A 20,409-nucleotide genomic window follows, 5' to 3' on the forward strand; every position below is an offset into this window, starting at 1 on the left:
GTATCGGGCGCTGCCGACGACCGTTGCACGACACACCGCCCAGGAGCGTATTTCTTCATGTTCGAGCACCGTCTCACGCATGCCCGCACCGCCCTCCGCGCCACGCTCGGCGCCGCCCTCGCCGCCGGAGCCGTCGCCGGTGGTGTCGCCGCCGGCACCGCCGCCCACGCCGACGCCGACGTCCGTCCGCCCGCCCACGTCGCACAGGCCGGGGCCCACGTCGCCCAGAACGGGGCCAGCGGCGAGGCCGGCGAGCGTACGCAGGCCGTCAAGGTGACCGCCGCGCAGGTCCTGGCCACGGCCAGGGCGCAGATCGGCACCACCGAGAACGCCGCCGGCGGCGGCACCAAGTTCCAGGACTGGTACGCCGGCTCGCAGCGCGGGGCGGAGACCGCCGCCCGCGACGGCGGCAGCACCGCCTCGTACAAGAACGCCCCCTGGTGCTCGATGTTCGTGTCCTGGGTCGGCGAGCACACCGGCGCCCGCTCGCAGATCGGCTGGGACGCCTACACCGTGACCCACGCCAAGTGGTTCGAGGCCAACCACCGCTGGGGCACCGAGGCCAAGCCCGGCGCCGTGGTGTTCTTCTCCTGGAGCGGCAGCAAGAGCCTGAGCGCCATCAACCACGTCGGTTTCGTCGTCAAGGACAACGGCGACGGCACGATCTCCACGATCGAGGGCAACACCGGCAACGGCAAGGTCGAGCAGCGGACCCGGCCGACCTCGCAGGTCGTCGGCTACGGCTACCCGACCTACGCCTCCTGAGTCAGGGCTTCTCGAACGGCGCCTCAGCCCGTGATGAGCAGCTGCCTGAGCAGCGCGGCGGTGCGTGACTCGGACGCCGACGGGCCGGCCGCGCGGGCGAGGTCGGCCACGATGTTGAGCGCCGCGTGGGCGCGGAAGCGGACGCGGGCCGGCTCCTCCCCCGGGCGCAGCTCGGTGAGCAGGCCGGTCCAGGTGTCGACGTGCCGCCGCTGGGCGGCGCGCAGCCGCCGCAGGTCGGCCGGGGGAAGGTTCTCACTCTCGGTGAGGTAGACGGCGGTGAGGTCGGCCTGGTCGAAGGTGTAGGCGACGTAGGTGTCGATCAGCCTCGACAGGGCCTCGGCGGGCGTGCCCGCGCCCGCCAGGGCGGCGGCCGTGAGGTGCTCCAGGCGGCTGGTGGCGCGGTAGTAGGCGGCGGCCAGCAGCTCGGCCTTGCCCGTGAAGTGGGTGTAGACGCTGGAGGCGTTGATGCCGGCGGCCTGGCCGATGTCGGCGATGCTGACCTGGTGGTAGCCGCGCTCGTCGAAGAGCCTGATGGCCTCGGCGAGCAGCCGCTCACGGCGGGGCAGCAACGCGAACCGCCCTTCGGGGGCGATCGGCTCGTCCGGGGCGGGCGGCCCGTCCGGGGCGGGCCGGCCTTCCCGGTCGGACGGGCCTTCCGGGGCGGGGAGGTCGGCGGTGAGGACCGTGGCGACGCAGTCGAGCACGGTCTGCTCGGCCTTGGCCCTGGGCAGGCTCGCCCGGTGGGTGGCGGGGCTCGCGATCACGCTGAGCGCGGCGGAGGTGAGCAGCGCGGCGTCGCGCCGCCCCAGCTCGGGCCGCACCCCCAGCAGCAGCTCGCGCAGGGCGCGCACCGAGCGGTCGAACGACGCGGCAAGGCCCGCCTGGAACCCGGGGTCGAGATGGCGGGCCTCCCACTGGTAGAGCCGGGCCACGCCGCGCCGGTCGAGGGTGTAGCGGACCAGCGCCCGCAGCGCGGCGTCCAGGCGCTCGCCGGGCGTCGCGGCGCCGGCGCCGGCGGCGACGCACCCGGCGAAGCGGGCGACCAGCTCCTCGACGGCCGCGGCCAGCACGGCCTGCTTGTTCGGGAAGTGCCGGTAGATGGCCGGGCCGGTGATGCCGACCTCCTGGGCGATGTCCTCGATGCCGACGTTGTGGTAGCCGCGGGCGCAGAACAGCTCGGCGGCGACGAGGGCGATCGCCTCCTTGCGGTCCTTGGGCCGGGTGCGCTGACTTGTCGGCATGACCCGAGTGTAGCGATCGCGTGGTGAGCGGGAAATCGCCCCTCCCTCTTTCGGCCACACGTCTTCCACCTGCTCCGATGAGTCTGTAAGTAAGTCGTGATTCGGATGTATTGACACCAGAACGATGTTCGGGATTCGATGGAGGCGCTCGGGGTCCGGCGGAGGGAGAAAAAGGATGATCACAGAGGCGGACGTGCGCGCCGCGCTGGGCACGCACACGGTTCCTGGGCTGCTGCGGCGCAACGCCGAGGAGCACGGCGACCTGCCCGCCCTGACCGGCACCGACGGCGACACGCTGACCTGGCGCGAGCTGCGCGAGCGGGTGCTGTCCGTGGCGAGCGGGCTCCACGCGCTGGGCCTGCGGCACGGCGAGCGGCTGCTCATCGGCATGTCGAGCCGTCCGGAGCACTGGATCGCCGACCTCGCCGCGGTCGAGCTGGGCGCGATCCCGTGCACCACGTACGCGACGTTGAGCCCGGAGCAGATCCGCCAGGTCGCGCTGCACAGCGCGGCCACCGTGGTGGTGCTGGAGGGCCCGGCCGAGCTGGAGCGGTGGGCGCCCGCGCTGGCCGCGATGCCCGGGTTGAAAGGCGTCGTGATCGTCGATGACGCCGGCGACTCCGGTCACACGCGCTTCGCCGACCTGTTGGCCGCGCCGGGCGGCGAGCTGCCGCCCGCGGACGCCGCCCAGGACGACCCGGTGACGATGATCTACACCTCGGGGACGACCGGCGACCCGAAGGGCGTGGTGCTCTCGCACCTCAACGTGCTCTACCAGTGCGCGCTCCAGGAGCTGGTCCAGCCCACGCCCGCGAACCCGCGGACGGTCGCGTACCTGCCGCTCGCGCACATCGCCGAGCGGGTGCTCGGCATCTACCTGCCGATCTACACCGCAGGCCACGTGACGATCTGCGCCGACTCCACGAAGCTGCTGCCCACGCTGATCGCGGTACGGCCGCAGGCGTTCTTCGGCGTGCCGCGCGTGTGGGAGAAGTTCGCCGCCGGGCTGCAGCAGATGCTCGCCGCACTGGACAGTGACGCGCTCCGCCGGGCGCGTGAGCTGGCCGCAGAGGCGTACCGGATCCGGGCCACCGGCGACGAGCCTGACACCGAGCTGGCCGCCGAGCTGGAGCGCGCGGACCGGGAGGTGCTGCGGCCGCTGCGCGAGCGCATCGGGCTCGCCGAGGCGGTCCGGCTGGGCAGCGGCGCGGCGCCCATCCCCGCCGAGGTGCTGGAGTTCTTCGGCGGCCTCGGCATGACGATCATGGAGGTCTGGGGGCTCAGCGAGACCACCGGCTCGGCCACCAGCACCTTCCGCGACGACTACCGGGCCGGCACGGTCGGCCGCCCGATGCCGGGCATGGAGATCAAGCTCGCCGACGACGGCGAGATCCTGGTCCGCGGGCCGCTGGTGTTCCTCGGCTACCTCCAGCCCGACGGGCAGGTGAAGCCCGCGGTGGACGCCGACGGCTGGCTCGCGACCGGCGACATCGGCGCCCATGACGACGACGGGCTGCTGCGGATCATCGACCGCAAGAAGGAGATGATCATCACCTCGCACGGCAAGAACATCGCGCCGAGCGCCGTCGAGTCGCTGCTGCGCGCGCACCCGCTGATCGGGTACGCCGTCGTGGTCGGCGACCGGCGGCCGTACCTGACGGCGCTGCTCATGCTGGACGAGGAGGCCGCGCCCGCCTGGGCCAGGGCGCGCGGCATCGCCGCGGTCGAGCTGAAGGAGCTCGCCGCCGACCCGCAGGTGCTGGCGGAGCTGGCCGAGGGCGTCGAACGGGCGAACGCGGCGCTGTCGCGGCCCGAGCAGGTGAAGGCGTACCGCGTGCTCGACCACGCGTGGAGCCCGGCGAGCGGGGAGCTCACCCCGTCGCTGAAGCTGCGGCGGCGGGTCATCGAGCAGCGCTACGCCGAGGTGATCGAAGAGCTCTACAGGGGAGGATCTGGGGCGTGACCTTGACCGACGAGCGGCGCGACTTCGTGGCCGCCATCGAGGACTTCTGCCGCCGCGAGGCGGGCACCCGCGAGCAGTGGCTCAAGCTGACCGACGGCGGCGCCGAGCCGCACCACGACGGCCTCTACCGCAGGATGGGCGAGCTCGGCTGGCTGGGCGTCGCGGTCCCGGAGGAGTACGGCGGCGCCGGCCAGAGCATGGTGGACCTGCTGCTGTTCCTGGAGACCACCGCCTACTGGCAGGTGCCGATCGGCGGGTTCGCCACGTCCGCGATCACCGCAGCCTCCTACGAGAAGTTCGGCAGCGAGGAGCAGAAGCACCGGGTGCTCGGCGACTTCCTGCGCGGCGAGGTGCTGGCGGTGTCGATGTCGGAGCCCGGCGCGGGGTCGGACGTCGCGGCGCTGACCTGCCGGGCCGAGCGGCGCGACGGCGGCTGGGTGATCAACGGCCAGAAGACGTGGTGCTCCAACGCGCACATCGCCGAGCACATCCTGCTCGTGGCCCGCACTTCCACGGAGGGCGGCAGGCACGACGGGCTCACCATGTTCTCCGTCCCGGCCGGCGTGGAGGGCCTGACCGTACGCGGCATCGAGACGATGGGCGGCCGCGAGGTCAACGACCTCTACTTCACCGACTGCCGGCTTCCCGAGAGCGCGGTGGTGGGCGAGGTCGGCTCGGCCTGGCGGCAGCTCATGTCCGGGCTCAACCTGGAGCGCATGATCCTGGCCGGGCTGATGCTCGGCACCGCGCGCCGGGTGTTCGACGACACGGTGGCGTACGTGCGCGAGCGGCGGCAGTTCGGCCGCCCGGTCGGCAGTTTCCAGGCGCTGCGGCACCGGCTCGCCGACCACGCCACCGAGCTGGAGTGCACGCGGCTGCTGGTGCACGACGTGGCGCGGCGGATCGAGGCCGACCCGGAGCGGCAGCTCCCGCGCGAGGCGTCGATGGCCAAGCTGAAGGCGACGGAGCTGGCCAAGGCGCTGGCCCTGGACGGCATGCAGATGATGGGCGGCTACGGCTACGCCACGGAGTACGGCATGGAACGCCTGCTGCGCTCCACGGTGGTGTCCACGGTGTACGGGGGCACGAGCGAGATCCAGCGCGACATCATCGGCAAGTCGTACGGGCTCTGACTCCCGGCCGGGCTGGCACAAAAATGGCACAAAGACGGCCGAGCATCGGGAAAGCCATGTATGTCCCGTCACTAGGGTGAAAACCAGGCAGGTGACCGCGAACGGGGCAGGTTCGGCATGGCACGGGAGGACACGCCGTACCCGATGCTGGTCGTCGGCGCGTCAGGCGTCGTCGAGGAGGCGAACGCGGCCGCCCGGGCACTGCCCGGCGGCGCGCGGGACGTCCCCGCGTGGCTGCTGCGCGCGCACCGCGAGCACCCCGGCGGACCGGCATGCGGGCCGGTGGGCGAGCGGATCTTCGAGGCGCATCCCGTGCACGACGACGGCGCGGGCCGCGTCGAGTGGTGGCTGGTGGACGTCACCGAACGGCACCGGGCCGGCGAGGCCCTGCGGGCCGAACGTGACTCGCTGGCGGCCGTGATCGAGGTGTCCAGCCGGCTGCTGTCCACGCTCAACCTGGACCGCTGCCTGGAGGCGGTCGTGCGGCTGGCGGTACGGCACCTCGCCGACGCCGCCCGGGTCGTCCTGCCGCGCCACGGGCACCGGCACGTGGTCGCCTGCTGCGAGGCGGACGAGGACGCCGTGCACCGGGATCTGAACCACGACGCGGGGAGCATGCCCGGCCTGGCCGAGGCGCTGCGGGCCTTCCCTCCGGTGCCGCCCCGCTGGCTGGACCCTTCCGAGGCGCCCGGCTGGGTGACGCGGGACGCGCCCGAGGGCATCGGCTCGGTCGTCGTGCTCGCGCTTCCCGGGTACGGGCTGCCGGCGGGCGCGCTGATCCTCCTGCGCCGCTCGGAGACGCACGCCTTCACCCCGTCCGAGGAGTTGTTCGCCCCGCTGTTCGCCGCCCGCGCGGGCACCGCGATCTCGATCGCCCGCCTGTACGCCGAGCAGGCCGCGATCACCGAGACCCTGATGGCCGACCTGCTGCCGCCCGTGGTCACGCACGTGAACGGCGTGGAGGTGGCGGGACGCTACCGGGCGGCGGGCGAGGGCGCGCTGGTCGGCGGGGACTTCTACGACGTGCACGCGATCTCGGGCGCCGGCCACCGATCGCTGGTGGTGCTCGGCGACGTGTCGGGCAAGGGGCTGGAGGCCGCCGTGCTCACCGGCAAGATCCGCAACACGCTGCGCGCCCTGCTGCCGTTGGCCGACGACCACCAGCGGGTGCTGAACCGGCTCAACGACGTGCTGCTCACCGCCGAAGGCCCCCGCTACGTCACGCTCGTGCTCGCCGGGGTCGAACGCCGCGGCGGCCGGGTCGTGCTCCGGCTGACCAGCGCGGGCCATCCGCCGCCGATGATCGTCCGTCTCGACGGGCGGGTGCAGGTGGCCCGTACCAGGGGGACGCTCATCGGCCTGCTGGAGCACGTCACCAGCGTCACCGAGGAGGTGCTGCTGGAGCCCGGCGACACCTGCGTGCTCTACAGCGACGGCGTCATCGAGGCGAGGGGCGGGCCGCTCGGCGGCGAGATGTTCGGCGACGAGCGGCTCGAGGCCGAGCTGCGGCGCTGCGCCGGCATGCCGGCCGACGCCCTGGCGGAGCGGGTGCAGATGCTCGCCTCGCAGTGGGCGGGCGGCGGCGAGCGCGACGACCTCGCGGTGGTCGCCATCGGCGTGCCGCGCGAGCCACCAAGGGAGGGCCAGAGCTGATGAACGACGGTCTGATGAACGACGGCGTCGAGCGGTACGAGGAAGCTCTGTGGGAGGCGGCGCTCGCCGGCGACGAGTACGCCGCGATCGACGCCGCCGTGTCCGCGCTCGACGGCGGCGTCCCCGCCGAGACCCTGATCCTGGACGTGGTCGCCGCCGTGCAGGCGCGGATCGGCCAGGCGTGGGCGGACAACTGCATCACGGTCGCCCAGGAGCACACGGCGACCGCGGTCAACGAGAGCGTGCTCGTCGTGGCGGCCCACCACGCGGCCACGCGGCAGCGCGCATCCGCGCCGGTCAAGGGGCGGATCTGCGTGGCGTGCGTGGAGGGCGAGTGGCACACGTTCCCCGTCCGGCTGCTGGCCGAGGTGCTGCGGCTGCGCGGCTGGCAGGTCGACTACCTCGGCGCGCACGTGCCCACCGCGCACCTCGTCGTGCACGTGCACCGCACCGGGCCCGGCGCGGTCGCCCTGTCCAGCTCGATCGCCACCCACCTGCCGGCCGCGCACGCCTCGATCACGGCGTGCCAGGCGGCGGGCACTCCGGTGCTCGCCGGCGGCCCCGCGTTCGGCCCGGACGGCTGTTACGCCCGCCGGTTCGGCGCGGACGTCTGGGCGCCGGACGCGCGCGCGGCCGCCGACCTGCTCGACCGCGGCCTGCCCCACCGCCGCGCGCCCGGCGCCGGCCACCAGGCCGACCCCGAGTACGTGGTCCTCGACGACCGCGGGCCCGTCCTGGTCAGGGACGTCCTGGAGGAGCTGTCCCGGCACGCCCCCGAGGAGGGGCCGCGCGGCGACACGGCCGAGGACGCCGCCTCGATCGTCGGCTACCTGAAGGCCGCCGTCTACGTCGGCGACCCCGGGCTGTTCACCTCCTTCGCGGGATGGCTGGCGCAGATGCTCGGGGCGCGCGGCGTGCCCGCGCCCGCCCTTCCTGCCGCCCTGGACGTGCTGGCCGCCCGCCTGCCCGGCCTGCCGCACGCCCAGGCGACACTCGCCGAGGCCCGCGCGACCCTCGGCGCCTAGCGCGTGCTGACGGTCACCCGGTGCCCGGGGTGACCGTGACCCGGCGCGAGACCCTGACCGCCCCGGCCGTGGTGTTCCCGGTCCACCTCGCCATGTAGGTGTACGTCCCGGCGGTGGGGGGCGTGTCGGTGAAGGTGTACGAGCCGTCGGCGTTCGTGCTCACCGGTTCGAGCGTGACGGACTCGGAGGAGTCTCCGTCCGAGACCGTGCGCTGCACGATGATCGTGGCGCCGGGTCCGGACGGCCCGTGGCCCGCCGTCAGCACGCCGGTAAGCTCCAGGGGCTCGCCGACGGTGCCGGACTCCGGCCCGTCCAAGGTGAGGGTGGAGGGGCGCTGGACCGCCACGGTGGCGGAGGTCGTGCTCCAGCGGGCTCTGCCGTCTCCGTCCCAGAGCACGGTGTAGGTCACCGCGCCGACGTCCGGCGGCGTGTCCGTGAAGGTGAACGTGCCATCCTTGCCTGTCGTCACGCTGTCGAGCGGCTCACTCGTCCCGTCGGCCAGGCGGCGGGTCACGGCGAGCGCCCCCCTGCCGAGCGGCCTGCCGTCGGCATATGTGAGCCGCCCCTTGAGGCGGACCGGTGCGCCGAACGGCTCGCGCGCCGGAGCCGTCAGCGTCAGCTCGGAGGCCGGCAGCGCGACACCGTGCAGCCGCCACAGCAGCAGCCGGCCCGCCGAATCGCGCAGCAGCGCGAAGACGTCCGGCTCGGAGAACACGACGCTGCCAGGGACCAGCTCGGCGTCCGGCTGGCCGGCGGAGTACACCACCGCTCCGGTCTCGCCGTTGTAGAGCGTGAAGTCGGTGCCCCCCTGGCGTCCCGCGGCCACGAAGCGCCCGCCAGCGGAGATCGCCACGGCGGCCGGGTGCCCGTCCCCTTCGTCCCCGTAGGCTCCGGTCGGCGCCAGGGTCGTGGTGTCGTATTTGGTGAAGGTCCCGGGGGCGTCGGCCGCCGAGATCAGGGTGGAGCCGTCGGAGGTGAGCGCGAGCTCGTTCAGCCCGGCGAGGTTCCCCGTCCGGCCGTCGATCTCGCCGCGCAGGACCGGGGCGTCGCCGCCGACGTCGTAGACCAGCAGGTCGGCGTGGTCCGTGCCGGTCTCGCCGACCACGAGCGTGTCGCGGGCGGCCGCGAGCGCGGGAGGCCGGGCGTGTACGCGCCCGAGCGTCACCGGTTCCGGCGCCGCCACCGTGAGGTTCAGGCCGACGGCGCCGCCGTTCTCGCCGCCCTCCTCGCCGCCGCAGCCGTGTCCCACCCACAGCCAGTCGCCGGACAGGGCCAGCGTGGACGGGCAGGGATGTGCGGACAGGTCGAGGCGCCGGATGACGGTGTTGCTCGCGGTGTCGATCTCGGCCACCTCGTTCGAGCCGGGGAGCGAGGCGTACAGGCGGGTGGCGGCCGCGTTCAGGGCCAGCCGGGCCACGCCCGGCAGGCCGGTGATGACGTCGCCCGTGTCGTTTCCGTCCATGTCGGCCACCATGATCCGGTCCGCGGCGGAGACGAACACCCGGCCACCCCCGGCGGCGAGGTCGGCGGTGAAGGAGGTGATGCTCACCCCGAGGTCTCTCGTGGTGTCGGTGGCCGAGGCGACGGTGGCCGGCACGGTGAGCAGACCCGTGATCAGGGCGGCGGCGCCGCAGGAGGCGGCTAATCGGCGGACCAGCGGATGGGGCACGTGGGACCTCCCAAGATCGAAACAGACGTTCCCATGACGTCCTACCGGTGCTCCCACGTCAAGACCGCGATCTCACCGGAAACTCGACCCTCCGTGATACCGCCAGGTCGACGCGCCCGCGCGGCTTCAAACTGTGATCAAGCACGCCCTGGTCCGGCCGGCGCGCAGGACTCCTTCGCGTACGGAAGGAGTCCTGCCGGTTTCGCTCGGTCGCGGGTCCCGCGTCGCCCGCTAGTAGTCCTGGCAGGGCAGGCCGTGGGACTCGTAGCCGCCGCCGGGCTTGTGGTACCAGAGCTGCGCGCACAGCCGCTTGCCCGCGACCTCCGACACCCGGCCCTTCAGGAACTCCCTGGTGCCGCCACTGTAGGAGTAGTCGCCCGTGCCGCCGTACCGTGCGCCGGTCGCCCAGTACCAGATGTCGATGTGGTAGGTCCCGCTGACCCCGGTGTTCTGCTGGACGCTGACGCGGCGCGTACCGGCCGGATCGGTGTTCGAGCCGATCCACATCCAGCCGTTGCCGCCGGCCGCCGCGGGCGGCGCGCCGATGGCCGCGACGGTTCCGGCGAGCAGGACGCCGAGCGCCGCACTGATCATGCTCCGCCGCATCGTGCCGCGTCGCCTAGATCTCGTTGTCACGTGAACCTCCATGGTCCAGGCCGTCGTACGGATGCGAGATGGTGCGGAGCGCTCCTCTGCCGATGCTGCCGCGTGGGGCGTGTCTTCGACAGGACATTGACCGGCCATCTGCCGCCTCTCCGGGCTGAGCAGAGGTGATGCCGTACGGGTATCACCGGATGCAGAAATGCACTTGGACGGGAATCGTCGCTCGTCCCTAACCTGGCGGCATGAGCATGTCCCGTTACTCCCCGCAGGAGCTCGCCGCCCGGCTCAGGAGCGGTCTGTTGTCGTTCCCCGTCACGCACTTCACCCCTGACCTGCGCTTCGACGAGGCGGGCTACCGCGACCACCTGTCCTGGCTGAGCGAGCACCCGGTGGCCGGACTGTTCGCGGCGGGCGGCACCGGCGAGGGCTTCTCGCTGACCGGCGAGGAGATCGACCGGGTCGTCCGGGCGGCGGTCGGCGAGGTCGGCGGCCGGGTGCCGGTCATCGCGCCGGCCACCGGCGGCACCGCCACCGCCGTCGCCCAGGCGCGCGCCGCCGAGGCGGCGGGCGCGGACGGGGTGCTGCTGATGCCGCCCTACCTCACGGAGGCCGGTCAGGACGGGCTGGTCGAGCACGTGTCGGCGGTCTGCGCCGCCACCGGCCTCGGCGTGATCGTCTACAGCCGGGCCAACGCGGTGCTCACCGACCGCGCCGTCGAGCGGCTGGCCGCGCGCAACCCGACGTTCGTCGGGCTCAAGGACGGCGTCGGCGACATCGAGAACCTCACCCGCGTCTACGCCGCCGTCGGCGAGCGGCTGGCCTACATCGGCGGCCTGCCCACGGCCGAGACCTTCGCGCTGCCGCTGCTGCAGCTCGGCGTGAGCACGTACTCGTCGGCGATCTTCAACTTCCTGCCGGAGTTCGCGCTCGCCTTCTACGCCGACGTCCGGGCGCAGGACCACGCGGCGGTCTACCGGCGCATCCGGGAGTTCATCGTGCCCTACCTGGACATCCGGGACCGGACGAAGGGGTACGCCGTCTCGATCGTCAAGGCGGGCCTCGCCGCCGTGGGCCGCCCCGCGGGCCCGGTCCGGCCGCCGCTGCAGAACCTGACCGACGCCGAGCTCGCCGAGCTGACCCAGCTCATCGGCAAGATCTCCCCAAGGATCGCCTAGCATCACAAGATGGCCGGGATGACGGTGATCGAGTGCGCGGGCAGCCCTCTGGAGATGGGGCGGGCGCACGGCGAGCAGGCGCGGCCCGTCGTGCGGCGGGCCCTGGAGGCGTGGCGGGAGGTCACCGCCCCGTCGGGCGTGGCCGGGCTGCTCACCGGGTCGCCGCTGCTCGGCACCGTCCGGCGGCTCATGCCGGAGCTCGCCGACGAGCTGCGGGGGATCGCCGAGGGCGCGGGCGTGCCGTTCGAGGACGTCGCCGCGTACAACTGGATGGACGAGGGCTGGTGGATGCGCCGCCGGCACCTGCGCGAGCACGGCTGCAGCGTCGTCGGCGGGCAGCCGGCCGGCGGCCCCTACCTGGCGCAGAACATGGACCTGCCGACGTTCATGGACGGCTCCCAGCTCGTGCTGCGGCTGCGCCCGCAGGACGGGCCCGAGCAGGTCGTGCTGACCTCGGCCGGGCTGCTCGCGCTCACCGGCGTCAACGCGGCGGGCGTCGCGGTCTGCGTCAACACGCTGGGCATGCTGAGCGGCGACCCGTACGGGCTGCCGGTGGCCGCGGTGATCCGCGGCGTGCTGGCCCGCCGCGACCGGGCCGCCGCGGTGGCCTTCCTGGGCGGCGTCGACCACGCCAGCGGCCAGCACTACGCGGTGGGCGACGCCTCGGGCATCGAGAGCCTGGAGTGCTCGGCGGCCGGCGCGGTGCCCGTGCCGCTGCGCGAGGGCCGTCTCATCCACACCAACCATCCGCTGGCCAGTGACGACCTCGACGCCGGCGCGCTGGACCGGCTGCGGGAGACGGGCCGCGTACGCGACTCGGAGAACCGGCTGCGCTTCCTCGACGCCGCCCTGCGCCCGGACGGCACTCCGGGTGAGGCCGAGACGGTGCTCGCCGACGACACCGTGCCGATCTGCGTTCCCGGGGTGCCCGAATGGCCCACGCGCACGTTCGGCTCGGTCGTCTACGAGCTGGGCGGGGCGCCGCGGGCGCGGATCAGGCCGGGCCTGCCCGGCCGGGCGCCATGGCTCGAACCGGGCTGGGCGGGCTGAGCGCTCAGCGGTAGTAGCCCTCGACCGGGACGCGGGCCTCGTCGTGGAGCGCCGGGCCCTCCTGCGGCACGTGCGGCCAAGCGGCGCCGCCCGGCTTGAGCTCGCCGAGCTGCCCCTCCGACAGGGCGTAGACGACGCGCCCGAGGCCGCTGCGCTGGATCGCCCCCGTGCACATGCCGCACGGCTGGCAGCTCGTGTACATCGTGGTGGCGGCGGCGGTCGCGGGGTCGAGCTCGCGGGCCGCCCAGACGGCCAGCTTCAGCTCGGGGTGCGCGCTGATGTCGCGGCCGGTGACGGTGGTGTTGCGCTCCTCGGCGAGCACCTTTCCCTGGGCGTCGGCCAGCAGCGAGCCGAACGGCGGGTCGCCCGCCGCGCGGGCCTCGGCCGCCAGCTCGATCGCCCGGCGCAGCAGCGATTCCTCGTCCGGTGTCATGATTGCTCCTTCCGTAGGTCCGTGTGGGCGGCGACGTCGGCGAGCATCCGCCATTTGGCCGCCGGGTGAAGGGTCTCGGCCGGGTCGCCGTCGAACGGGTCGAGGACGACGGTGTCGGCGCCGAGCCGTTCGAGCTCGGCGAGGTCCGCGGTGACCTGCTCGATCGTGCCCTCGCCGGCCCGCCGGTCGGGCGAGGTGACGGGCTCGGCGGTGATCCGCAGGTGGATGCGCGGGGCGAAGGCGGGCACCGGCCGGTCGCCGGCGATCGTCCGCATCCGCTCCACCGCCTCGCGCAGCCACGGCAGGGTGTTGCGCAGCGGGTGCCAGGCGTCGCCGAGCCGGACGGCCCGGCGGATGCCGACGTCGCTGTTGCCGCCGATCCACAGCGGCAGCGGGCCCGCGCGCAGGTCCTCGGTGTCCTCGCGGGCGGCCCGCAGGGCCCGCAGCACCTCGTCGGTCAGCTCGCCGCGCCGCTCGAACGGCACCCCGAGCGCGGCGAACTCCTGCCGCGCCCATCCGGAGGCCACGCCGAGCACCAGCCGGCCGCCGCTCAGCCGGTTGAGGTTGGCCGCCATGCGGGCGGTCAGCAGCGGGTGCCGGTAGGGCGCGATGAGCACGGTCGTCCCGAGCCTGATCCGGCCGGTGACGCCGGCCAGCCAGGAAAGGGTGGTGAACGGCTCGTAGAACGGCGCGGGATATTGCGTGGCGACGTCCGGCGTCACCACGACGTGGTCGGAGACCATCAGCAGGTCGAAGCCGAGGCCCTCCACGGTCTGCGCCCACGCGCGCAGGACGCCCGGGTCGGTGCCGGGGCCGAAATTGGGGACGTTCACGCCTAGTCGCACCGGTTCAGGCTATCCAGGCGGCCTGGCCGGGAGTAAGGGATTTCTCCCGGTATGAACGGCTGTTGGCCGGGATTATCCCGGTAGATTGGCAGGATGGCCGAGAACATCGACGCGACCGACTGGGCGATCCTGGCCGAGCTGCAGCGGGACGGGCGGATGCCGTTCACCGAGCTGGGCCGGCGGGTACGCCTCAGCTCCTCCGCGACCACCGAACGGGTGCGCCGGCTGGAGTCGCTGGGCGTCATCACCGGCTACCGCGCCGAGGTGGACCTGGAGAAGGCCGGGTTCGCGGTGCTGGCCGTGGTGCGGCTGAAGTACCCGGGCAACCGGCACGAGCCGCTGCACCGGCTGCTCGCCGAGCGTACGGAGATCCTGGAGTGCCTGCGCACCACCGGCGACGACTGCTACACGCTGAAGGTCGCGGCGTCCTCCATGCGGCACCTGGAGCGGCTGGTGGGCGAGCTCGCCGAATTGGGCAGCACGACCACGAGCGTCGTCTACAGCCAGCCCCTGCCCTACCGGGGCCCGCGGCCCGCTTCCTAGCCGGTCCCCCAGACGGGCCGTCCCGGGTCGGCCGGGGGCAGCTCGGCCAGGATCTCCGCGATGGTCGCCCAGTCGGCCACCTGGACGACGTCCGCCATGAGCCGCAGCCGCTCGGCGATCTCCTGGTGCGCGTCGAGCCATGTCTCCACGCCCGCCATGACCTGGCCGGTGACCGCCTCGTAGCCGCCGGCGCCGCCCTCTCCCTTGGCGAAGGTCGTGCCGAGCTTGTCGCCGCCCCAGAAGGCCCCGATGGCGTTCAGCTCGCCTGCCGCCTCGCGGACGAACTCCCCCAGCGCCTCCCGTTCCAGGTCGTAGGCGTCGGCGGCGGAGCGGAGGTGCTTCTTGTGGATCTCCACGTCGCGCTCAGCCTCCCGCCGGTTTGTGGGCCATCGTGAAGTACAGCAGCATGCGGCCCAGGGTCTCCTTCCAGGTCGGCACCAGCTCCTCCCCCGACTGCCCGTTCATGGCGTCGTAGGAGGGGCCGTAGCCGAGGGAACCGCCGGCGAGGCGGCTCAGGAAATACTGCACGTCCGCGTTGGAGCTCACCTTCCTGGCCACCGGCGCGGCGGCGTCGAACACGCCGTAGAAGGCGACCGACGCGGCGAACTCCTTCAGCGCCTGCCTGGCGTTGTCCCCCAACGAGCCGGGGTCCTCGCCGCGCGCCGCCTTCACGCCCGCGACCACGGCCACGTCGCCGACGGCGAAGAAGGCGCTGCCGATCGTGTACTCGGTCAGCTTGGCCGCCACGATCCGCGCGACGGAGTGCTCCAGCAGCCGCGCCAGCATGCCCGCCTGGGCGCGGCGCATGAGGAACTGGGTCATCTGGTACGCCGCCCCCGCCTGCCACGGGAAGGTGCTGATGAAGACGAAGCTGGCGAAGTTGGCCCACGCCAGCGTCCAGTACGCGTGCCTGGCCGTCTCGATCGCGTCGGCGTACTCGGCGCAGGCCTCGCTGTTGTCCCTGCAGCGGCGGGCGAGCCTGGCGGCGTAGCCGTCGCCGGGGTCGGGCGGGTAGAGGCCGGGGGTGACGGCCTCGCGGAACTCGGGCACGCCGCCGCCCTCGTTCCTGCGCCACACCGAGGCCGCGGCGCCGTACGTGTGGCCGGGGCTGCGCTCGACGCGCTCGGCCAGCCGCGCCCAGACGGCGGCGGCCTGGCGGGCCTTGTCCGGATCGCCTTCGGGGTAGTCGACCGCCAGCATCTGGAAGACGAAGGCGGCGATGCCGAGGGTGCCGGCGCCGTAGACGCCCGCGCGGCCGGGGCTGATCATCGGGCCCGCCTCCGCTCGCGGGCGGGCGGCGCGCTCTCGGGCCGCGCGTGCTCCAGTGGCGTGCCGGCGAGGAACGGCGTCACCAGGTCGGCGGCCCGCTCCCCCGCCGCCTGGGCCGCCCGCGCGGACGCCCGCAGGATCGCCTCGGCGAGCCGGTCGGAGCCGAGGCGCATGGCACGCGGGTCGATGGCGAGCCCGGTGAGCGCGCCGTCCTGCGTCGTCTCGGCGACGACCCGGCCGTCCGCGGCCTCGCCCCGTCCCCTGACCTCGGCGAGCCGGTCGCGCAGCGCCTCCAGCGCCGCGAGGTCCCGCCGGTGGTCCGCCAGCAGCCTGCCGAGCTCGGTGTCGTCCGCCTCCATGATCTTCACTATAACTGGTAGGAATTGCATCTTTTGGGCGGGTAGCGTGGCCGCATGGTGATCGTCGTGACCGGCGCCACCCGCGGCATCGGCCGCGGCCTCGCCGAGCAGTTCGCCGCCCGCGGCCACCAGGTCGTCACCTGCGGCACCACCGGCGGCGACGTGATCGCCGACGTGACCGACCGCGACCAGGTGCGCCGGGTCTGGGACACCGCCGTGGACCGGCACGGCCGGGTCGACATGTGGATCAACAACGCCGGCGTCACCCATTCCCGGCTCCCGCTCTGGGAGCTGCCCGCCGACGAGGCCGGGCACGTGCTCGACGTCAACCTCAACGGCGTCGTCAACGGCTGCGCGGTGGCCGTGCAGGGCATGGCCGCCCAGGGGCACGGCCACGTGTGGAACATGGAGGGCCTCGGCAGCGACGGCCGGGTCGTGCCGGGGCTGGCCGTCTACGGCGCGAGCAAGCGGGCGCTGACCTACCTCACCAGGGCGCTGGCCGCGGAGGTCCCCCCTGGGGTCTCCGCCGGGCTGCTGAGCCCCGGCATGGTGGTCACCGACCTGCTCATGCGCGACGCCGGGCCGGCGCCGAGCCGGGCGTTCCTGCTGCTCGCCGACCGGGTGGAGACGGTGACGCCGTGGCTGGCCGAGCAGGCGGTCGCGCGGGCCCGCAACGGCGCGCACGTGCGCTGGCTGACCAGGCGCAAGGTCGTCGCCCGCTTCGCCCTGGCCCCGTTCACCGGCCGCGACGTGCTCTCCTGAGCCCCGGAACGGCCGAGCTCCCGCCGGCCAGGCGGCCGGCGGGAGCTCTTACAGGGGTGACCTCAGCGCAGGTTGAAGGCGCGCAGCGCGGTCTGCTTGACGCGGTTGCCGGCCGCGTCCCACGCCTCCACCTTCAGGCTGACCGCGCCCTTCGTCGCCCGGTACGCCGGGTACGTGGCCGAGGCGGTGTAACGGCCGTCCCGTCCCTTCCTGAGATCGGCGGGCCGCCACGTGGCGCCGTCGTCGGTGCTGGTCCACAGGCGTACGCCCGCGATGGCGGGCGTCCTGCCGCCCGACGGCCCGTGGTAGGCCTCCAGCTCGAACGTGTGCCGCCGGCCGGCCGCCACCGTGTTCCGCTCCGACAGGGTGCCGCCGAGGTCGTAGCTGACGTAGACCGCCGGCACGGTGCGGCACTGCTCCACCGCCCCGTCGATCCACCAGGCGTAGCAGTTGAGCCCCGGCTGCGTCTGGTCCTTGCCGGGCGGGGCGGTGAACGTCCACTCGATGTCCTGCAGGTCGTTCTTCGCCGTCAGCCGGTAGGCGCCCTTGCCCTCGGGCAGCGGGTAGCGCGGCAGTTTCATGAACGGATCGACGGGCGTGTTCGGGATCTCCTTGCCGTCGCGGTAGAGGTGCAGGTCGTAACGCGGCTGGATGTCGCCGAAGACGACGCCGTCGTCACGCCCCTCCCCGACCCCGTTGACCATGGACGGCGTCACCCACAGGTTGCCGTCGTGCACGCAGATCGCGCACGGCATCCCGATGAGTGCCGTCATGGGCGGGGCGTCCCGGTCGCCGAGCCGGTACAGGCTCTCGCCCGAGGTCGCGGCGCCCGGCACGCTCGGCAGGGCGAACCACTGCTGGACCGTGCTCCCGGCCTTGTCGAAGACCTGGGTGCGAAAGCGGGTCTCCTCGACGTCCTGGACCGGGTCGGGGGTGATGAGCGCGGAGACGCCCCCCTGGTTCACGACCTTGGGATCGAGCGGCCAGATCCACTGCGGCCTGCGGTCGGGCGCCGGGTAGGACCAGTGCAGCTCGTTCGAGGCGGTCGAGGTGTAGGAGACGTCGTCGGGCCGCCACGCGCTGCGCCAGTTCATGTAGTTCCGGTACGGCCCGGCGTGCACGTCGAGGTCGACGCGGTGCATCTGGCGTTCGGTGACCTTGTAACGCATCGAGTCGGGGACGCGGCCGTCGGCGTACGGCTTGAACACGTACGAGTACGGCGTGTTCGGCGTGCTCACCACGTCGATCGTGACCTGGCCGCGCCGGACCGACTCACGGATCTTGGCGCCCTCGGCGTTCGAGACGTAGGCGACGGGGATGCCGACCGGCTTCGCCGGCCCGGTGTTCGGCTTCTGGGCGATGCCCAGCGGGATCGGGCACCTGCCGCGCTCCTCGTTGAAGGCCAGGACGCCGGCCGCGCCCGCGTCCCTGACCGCCGACGTGCGCTCGACCTGCAGGCCGCACTCGGGGCCGAACACGCCCTCGGCCAGCTCGGCGTCGATCAGGACGAGCGCGCCGCGCACGTTCTTGCCCGCGAGGTCCTCGGGCCGGCCCTTGCCTCCGTCCACGACCCGCAGGCTCTTGCTCGGGAACGGCACCCAGCCGGGGTGGAGCTCGGCCCGGTCGACGATGTGGACCCGGGAGACCGGGTGCAGGGCGACCGGCTTCGGCGTGCGCATCGTCATGCTGACCTCGGGCACGCCGAGCTCCCACTGGCCGGTGAGGCGGAAGCCGCCCTTGGTGACCCGCTTGGTGGGCAGCGCCCAGGCCTTCTCCCACGCGCCGACCGGACGGTTGACCGGCAGGGCGCCGCCGTAGACCGCGCCGCTCGGCAGGGTCCGCTGGAAGAACAGGTCGTAGCTGTTGTTGAGCGGCTGCGCGGTCTTCGGCGCGTCGAACGAGATCTCGGTGGCCTTACGGGCGTCGAGGGTGATCTCGGTGTCGCCGGTGACGGTGACCTCCGGCTCGAACAGCCAGGCCCGGTTCGCGCGGTCGTCGCCGTCCACCCAGTCCAGCACCTGGACCACGCTGACGGTGCCGACCGGCACCCGGGTGACGACCAGGCCGGTGTCGTGGATGCTGTGCGGGCCGAGCTCGCCCTTGGTGCCGTCGACGTCGACGACGCTCATGGCGGTCGGGGTGCGCGGCTTGCCGTCCCGGTCGAGGGTGCGGATGGTGAGGTTCACCTTGGGGACGTCGCGCACCGCGCCGAGCGGCGTGGTGAGCCGTACGTCGCCGCCCGCCTCGGCGGTCACGGCGCCGCTGTAGGTGCCGAGGCCGAGCCCGGACGGGTCCAGGGTGACCTTGGTGCCGGCGGTGCCGCCCGCCGGGACGGTCAGCGTGGACTCGGCGAGGCTCACCTTCGCGCCGCCGCTCATGGCCGCCTTCAGCGCGAGCGTGACGGGCTCCTTGCCGAGGTTGGTGTAGGTGACCTCGCCGGTACGCGGCTCACCGTCCCCCTCCAGCAGGCCGAAGTCGACGCCGCCGCCGGTCGCGAAGACCTGCTGGCGGGTGGCCCGCTCCAGGTCCACGCGGCCCGCGCCCTGCTCGTAGACGGTGAAGCCGTCGTCCTTCGCGGTGGACATCAGGGCGGACTTGAGCTGCTGGGCGGTCCACCCGGGGTGCTGCTGGGCCATGATCGCCACGGCGCCGGCCACGTGCGGCGTGGCCATCGAGGTGCCGGAGGCGGCGGTGTAGCGGTCGTCCACCGGATTGCCCATGGAGGTGCCCGCGGCCCGGGCGGCCACGATGTCCACGCCCGGCGCGGCGATGTCCGGCTTGAGCGCGCCGTCGCCGACCCTCGGCCCGCGGCTGGAGAAGCCGGCGAGCTGGTCGCTCTTGTCCACGGCGGCCACGGTCAGCGCCGCGTCGGCCGCGCCGGGGGTGCTCACGCTCTCATTGGCGCCGACGTTGCCCGCGGCGATCACGAACAGGGTGCCGGTCTCGGCGGTCAGGTCGTTCACGGCCTGGCTGAGCGGGTCGGTGCCGTCGGTGGGCGGGCCGCCGAGGCTCATGCTGACCGCCTTGGCGCCGCTGCGGGCGGCCCACTCCATGCCCTCGATGATCCACGACTCCTGGCCGGAGCCGCCGTTGTCGAGCACCTTGCCGACGACCAGCTTCGCGCCGGGCGCGACGCCCTTGTTCCTGCCGCCGGAGGCCGCGCCGGTGCCGGCGATGGTCGAGGCGACGTGGGTGCCGTGCCCCTGGCCGTCCTGCACCTCCTGGTCGGGGACGAACGACCTGCTGTCGGCGATCTTGCCGGCCAGGTCGGGGTGGGCGAGGTCCGCGCCGGTGTCCAGGACGGCGATGGTCACGCCGGTGCCGTCGTGGCCGCGTTCCCATGCCCGGGGCGCGCCGATCTGCGGGACGCTCTGCTCGAGGTCGGCCTTGACCTTGGCGTCCAGCCAGATCTTGGCGATGCCGCCGCGCAGGCTCTTCGCGGTGCTCTGCTGGGCGCGCACGGCCTCCCAGAACGTGCCCGCCTCGCCCTTGGTGACGTCGAGGGCGGCGGCGTGGATGCTCTCCAGCGTACGGGTGGGCTCGCCGGCGGGGATGGCCGCGGCGGAGCGCTCGACCTCGGCCTCGGGCCGCCCGCCGGGGTACTGGACGATGACCGGCAGATGCTTGGTCGCGTCGTCGGCGTAGCCGTTCTCGGCGAGGTACTTGACGTCGAACAGCCGCTTGTCCAGCAGCCCCGCCTGGATGGCGGCGACGGCGTCGTCCGGCAGCACGTGGACGCCGTCCGGGGTGAACTGGGTGAACAGGTTGATCCCCTGGCGGGTGCCGGGGGCGGGCTCGACGCGGTACTTGCCGGGGACGGTCTGGGTGAGCTGGACCTTGTCACCGGTGATCAGCGTGACGACCAGGCGGCGGGCGCGCACGCCGGTCAGGGGGACGGTCTGCGCCTCGTTCCGCTCGCCC

The 20,409-nt window shown here is 73.5% G+C and carries 18 protein-coding genes; 9 read left to right on the plus strand and 9 right to left on the minus strand.

All coding sequences use genetic code 11. The features are described 5' to 3' along the window. Nucleotides 1-57: 57 nt before the first annotated feature. Nucleotides 58-765 (plus strand): CHAP domain-containing protein, encoded by a 708-nt coding sequence (locus ACBR40_RS45445; RefSeq protein WP_344205643.1) that lies wholly within the window; start codon nt 58-60, stop codon nt 763-765. 23 nt (nt 766-788) lie between these two features. Here ACBR40_RS45445 and ACBR40_RS45450 read toward each other — a convergent pair whose 3' ends face one another. Then, entirely contained in the window at nt 789-2,006 is a 1,218-nt protein-coding gene (locus ACBR40_RS45450; RefSeq protein ID WP_371252744.1) for a TetR/AcrR family transcriptional regulator, read from the minus strand. 175 nt (nt 2,007-2,181) lie between these two features. Between ACBR40_RS45450 and ACBR40_RS45455 the strand changes: the two genes are divergently transcribed. The 4 genes from ACBR40_RS45455 (at nt 2,182) to ACBR40_RS45470 (ending at nt 7,780) form a co-directional block, all read left to right on the plus strand. Next, entirely contained in the window at nt 2,182-3,969 is a 1,788-nt protein-coding gene (locus ACBR40_RS45455) for a long-chain fatty acid--CoA ligase (RefSeq protein WP_371252745.1), read from the plus strand. Beyond that, entirely contained in the window at nt 3,966-5,102 is a 1,137-nt protein-coding gene (locus ACBR40_RS45460; protein ID WP_371252746.1) for an acyl-CoA dehydrogenase family protein, read from the plus strand. The genes ACBR40_RS45455 and ACBR40_RS45460 overlap by 4 nt, the downstream gene beginning before the upstream one ends. Nucleotides 5,103-5,219: 117 nt before the next feature. Beyond that, nucleotides 5,220-6,755 carry a PP2C family protein-serine/threonine phosphatase gene (locus tag ACBR40_RS45465; protein ID WP_371252747.1) on the plus strand — a complete coding sequence of 512 codons (1,536 nt, stop codon included), beginning with the start codon at nt 5,220-5,222 and terminating at the stop codon, nt 6,753-6,755. Beyond that, nucleotides 6,755-7,780 (plus strand): B12-binding domain-containing protein, encoded by a 1,026-nt coding sequence (locus tag ACBR40_RS45470; protein ID WP_371252748.1) that lies wholly within the window; start codon nt 6,755-6,757, stop codon nt 7,778-7,780. The genes ACBR40_RS45465 and ACBR40_RS45470 overlap by 1 nt, the downstream gene beginning before the upstream one ends. 13 nt (nt 7,781-7,793) lie before the next feature. Here ACBR40_RS45470 and ACBR40_RS45475 read toward each other — a convergent pair whose 3' ends face one another. Both ACBR40_RS45475 and ACBR40_RS45480 read right to left on the minus strand, forming a co-directional pair. Further along, the gene (locus ACBR40_RS45475; protein WP_371252749.1) at nt 7,794-9,449 is read right to left on the minus strand and encodes a hypothetical protein; all 1,656 of its coding nucleotides are present in this window, start codon (nt 9,447-9,449) and stop codon (nt 7,794-7,796) included. A gap of 231 nt (nt 9,450-9,680) precedes the next feature. Next, nucleotides 9,681-10,043 (minus strand): hypothetical protein, encoded by a 363-nt coding sequence (locus tag ACBR40_RS45480; protein WP_371252750.1) that lies wholly within the window; start codon nt 10,041-10,043, stop codon nt 9,681-9,683. A gap of 251 nt (nt 10,044-10,294) precedes the next feature. Between ACBR40_RS45480 and kdgD the strand changes: the two genes are divergently transcribed. Beyond that, nucleotides 10,295-11,227: a 5-dehydro-4-deoxyglucarate dehydratase gene (gene kdgD, locus ACBR40_RS45485; protein ID WP_344205631.1), complete on the plus strand. Its 933-nt coding sequence runs from the start codon at nt 10,295-10,297 to the stop codon at nt 11,225-11,227. 9 nt (nt 11,228-11,236) lie between these two features. Continuing rightward, on the plus strand, nt 11,237-12,277 hold the full coding sequence (locus tag ACBR40_RS45490) for a C45 family autoproteolytic acyltransferase/hydolase (RefSeq protein ID WP_371252751.1): 1,041 nt from the start codon (nt 11,237-11,239) through the stop codon (nt 12,275-12,277). A gap of 4 nt (nt 12,278-12,281) precedes the next feature. On the opposite strand, the gene ACBR40_RS45495 is transcribed toward ACBR40_RS45490, so the two are convergent. Together ACBR40_RS45495 and ACBR40_RS45500 are read right to left on the minus strand one after the other, a co-directional pair. Next, nucleotides 12,282-12,710, minus strand: a complete 429-nt coding sequence (locus ACBR40_RS45495; protein WP_344205627.1) for a nucleoside deaminase — start codon at nt 12,708-12,710, stop codon at nt 12,282-12,284. Continuing rightward, nucleotides 12,707-13,555 (minus strand): LLM class flavin-dependent oxidoreductase, encoded by an 849-nt coding sequence (locus ACBR40_RS45500; protein WP_371252752.1) that lies wholly within the window; start codon nt 13,553-13,555, stop codon nt 12,707-12,709. Before ACBR40_RS45500 ends, ACBR40_RS45495 begins: the two co-directional genes overlap by 4 nt. Before the next feature lie 93 nt (nt 13,556-13,648). Between ACBR40_RS45500 and ACBR40_RS45505 the strand changes: the two genes are divergently transcribed. Further along, on the plus strand, nt 13,649-14,098 hold the full coding sequence (locus ACBR40_RS45505) for an Lrp/AsnC family transcriptional regulator (RefSeq protein ID WP_344205623.1): 450 nt from the start codon (nt 13,649-13,651) through the stop codon (nt 14,096-14,098). Here the strand turns inward: ACBR40_RS45505 and ACBR40_RS45510 are convergent. Genes ACBR40_RS45510 through ACBR40_RS45520 form a run of 3 tightly spaced genes read right to left on the minus strand, consistent with a single transcriptional unit; the run spans nt 14,095 to nt 15,726 of the window. After that, on the minus strand, nt 14,095-14,454 hold the full coding sequence (locus tag ACBR40_RS45510; RefSeq protein ID WP_371252753.1) for a hypothetical protein: 360 nt from the start codon (nt 14,452-14,454) through the stop codon (nt 14,095-14,097). The two genes, ACBR40_RS45505 and ACBR40_RS45510, sit on opposite strands and share 4 nt — an antisense overlap. 7 nt (nt 14,455-14,461) lie before the next feature. Continuing rightward, on the minus strand, nt 14,462-15,367 hold the full coding sequence (locus tag ACBR40_RS45515; RefSeq protein WP_344205619.1) for a hypothetical protein: 906 nt from the start codon (nt 15,365-15,367) through the stop codon (nt 14,462-14,464). After that, a complete protein-coding gene (locus ACBR40_RS45520; protein WP_371252754.1) occupies nt 15,364-15,726 on the minus strand; it encodes a YbaB/EbfC family nucleoid-associated protein in 363 nt (120 codons plus the stop codon). Before ACBR40_RS45520 ends, ACBR40_RS45515 begins: the two co-directional genes overlap by 4 nt. A 54-nt stretch (nt 15,727-15,780) precedes the next feature. Between ACBR40_RS45520 and ACBR40_RS45525 the strand changes: the two genes are divergently transcribed. Further along, nucleotides 15,781-16,488 (plus strand): SDR family NAD(P)-dependent oxidoreductase, encoded by a 708-nt coding sequence (locus ACBR40_RS45525; protein ID WP_371252755.1) that lies wholly within the window; start codon nt 15,781-15,783, stop codon nt 16,486-16,488. Between the two features lie 62 nt (nt 16,489-16,550). On the opposite strand, the gene ACBR40_RS45530 is transcribed toward ACBR40_RS45525, so the two are convergent. Then, nucleotides 16,551-20,409, minus strand: a 3,859-nt coding sequence (locus tag ACBR40_RS45530; RefSeq protein ID WP_371252756.1) for a S8 family serine peptidase, incomplete at its 5' end; no start/stop codon positions are given.

It is taken from the genome of Nonomuraea sp. AD125B (assembly GCF_041402765.1).
Taxonomy (GTDB): Bacteria; Actinomycetota; Actinomycetes; order Streptosporangiales; family Streptosporangiaceae; genus Nonomuraea; species Nonomuraea bangladeshensis.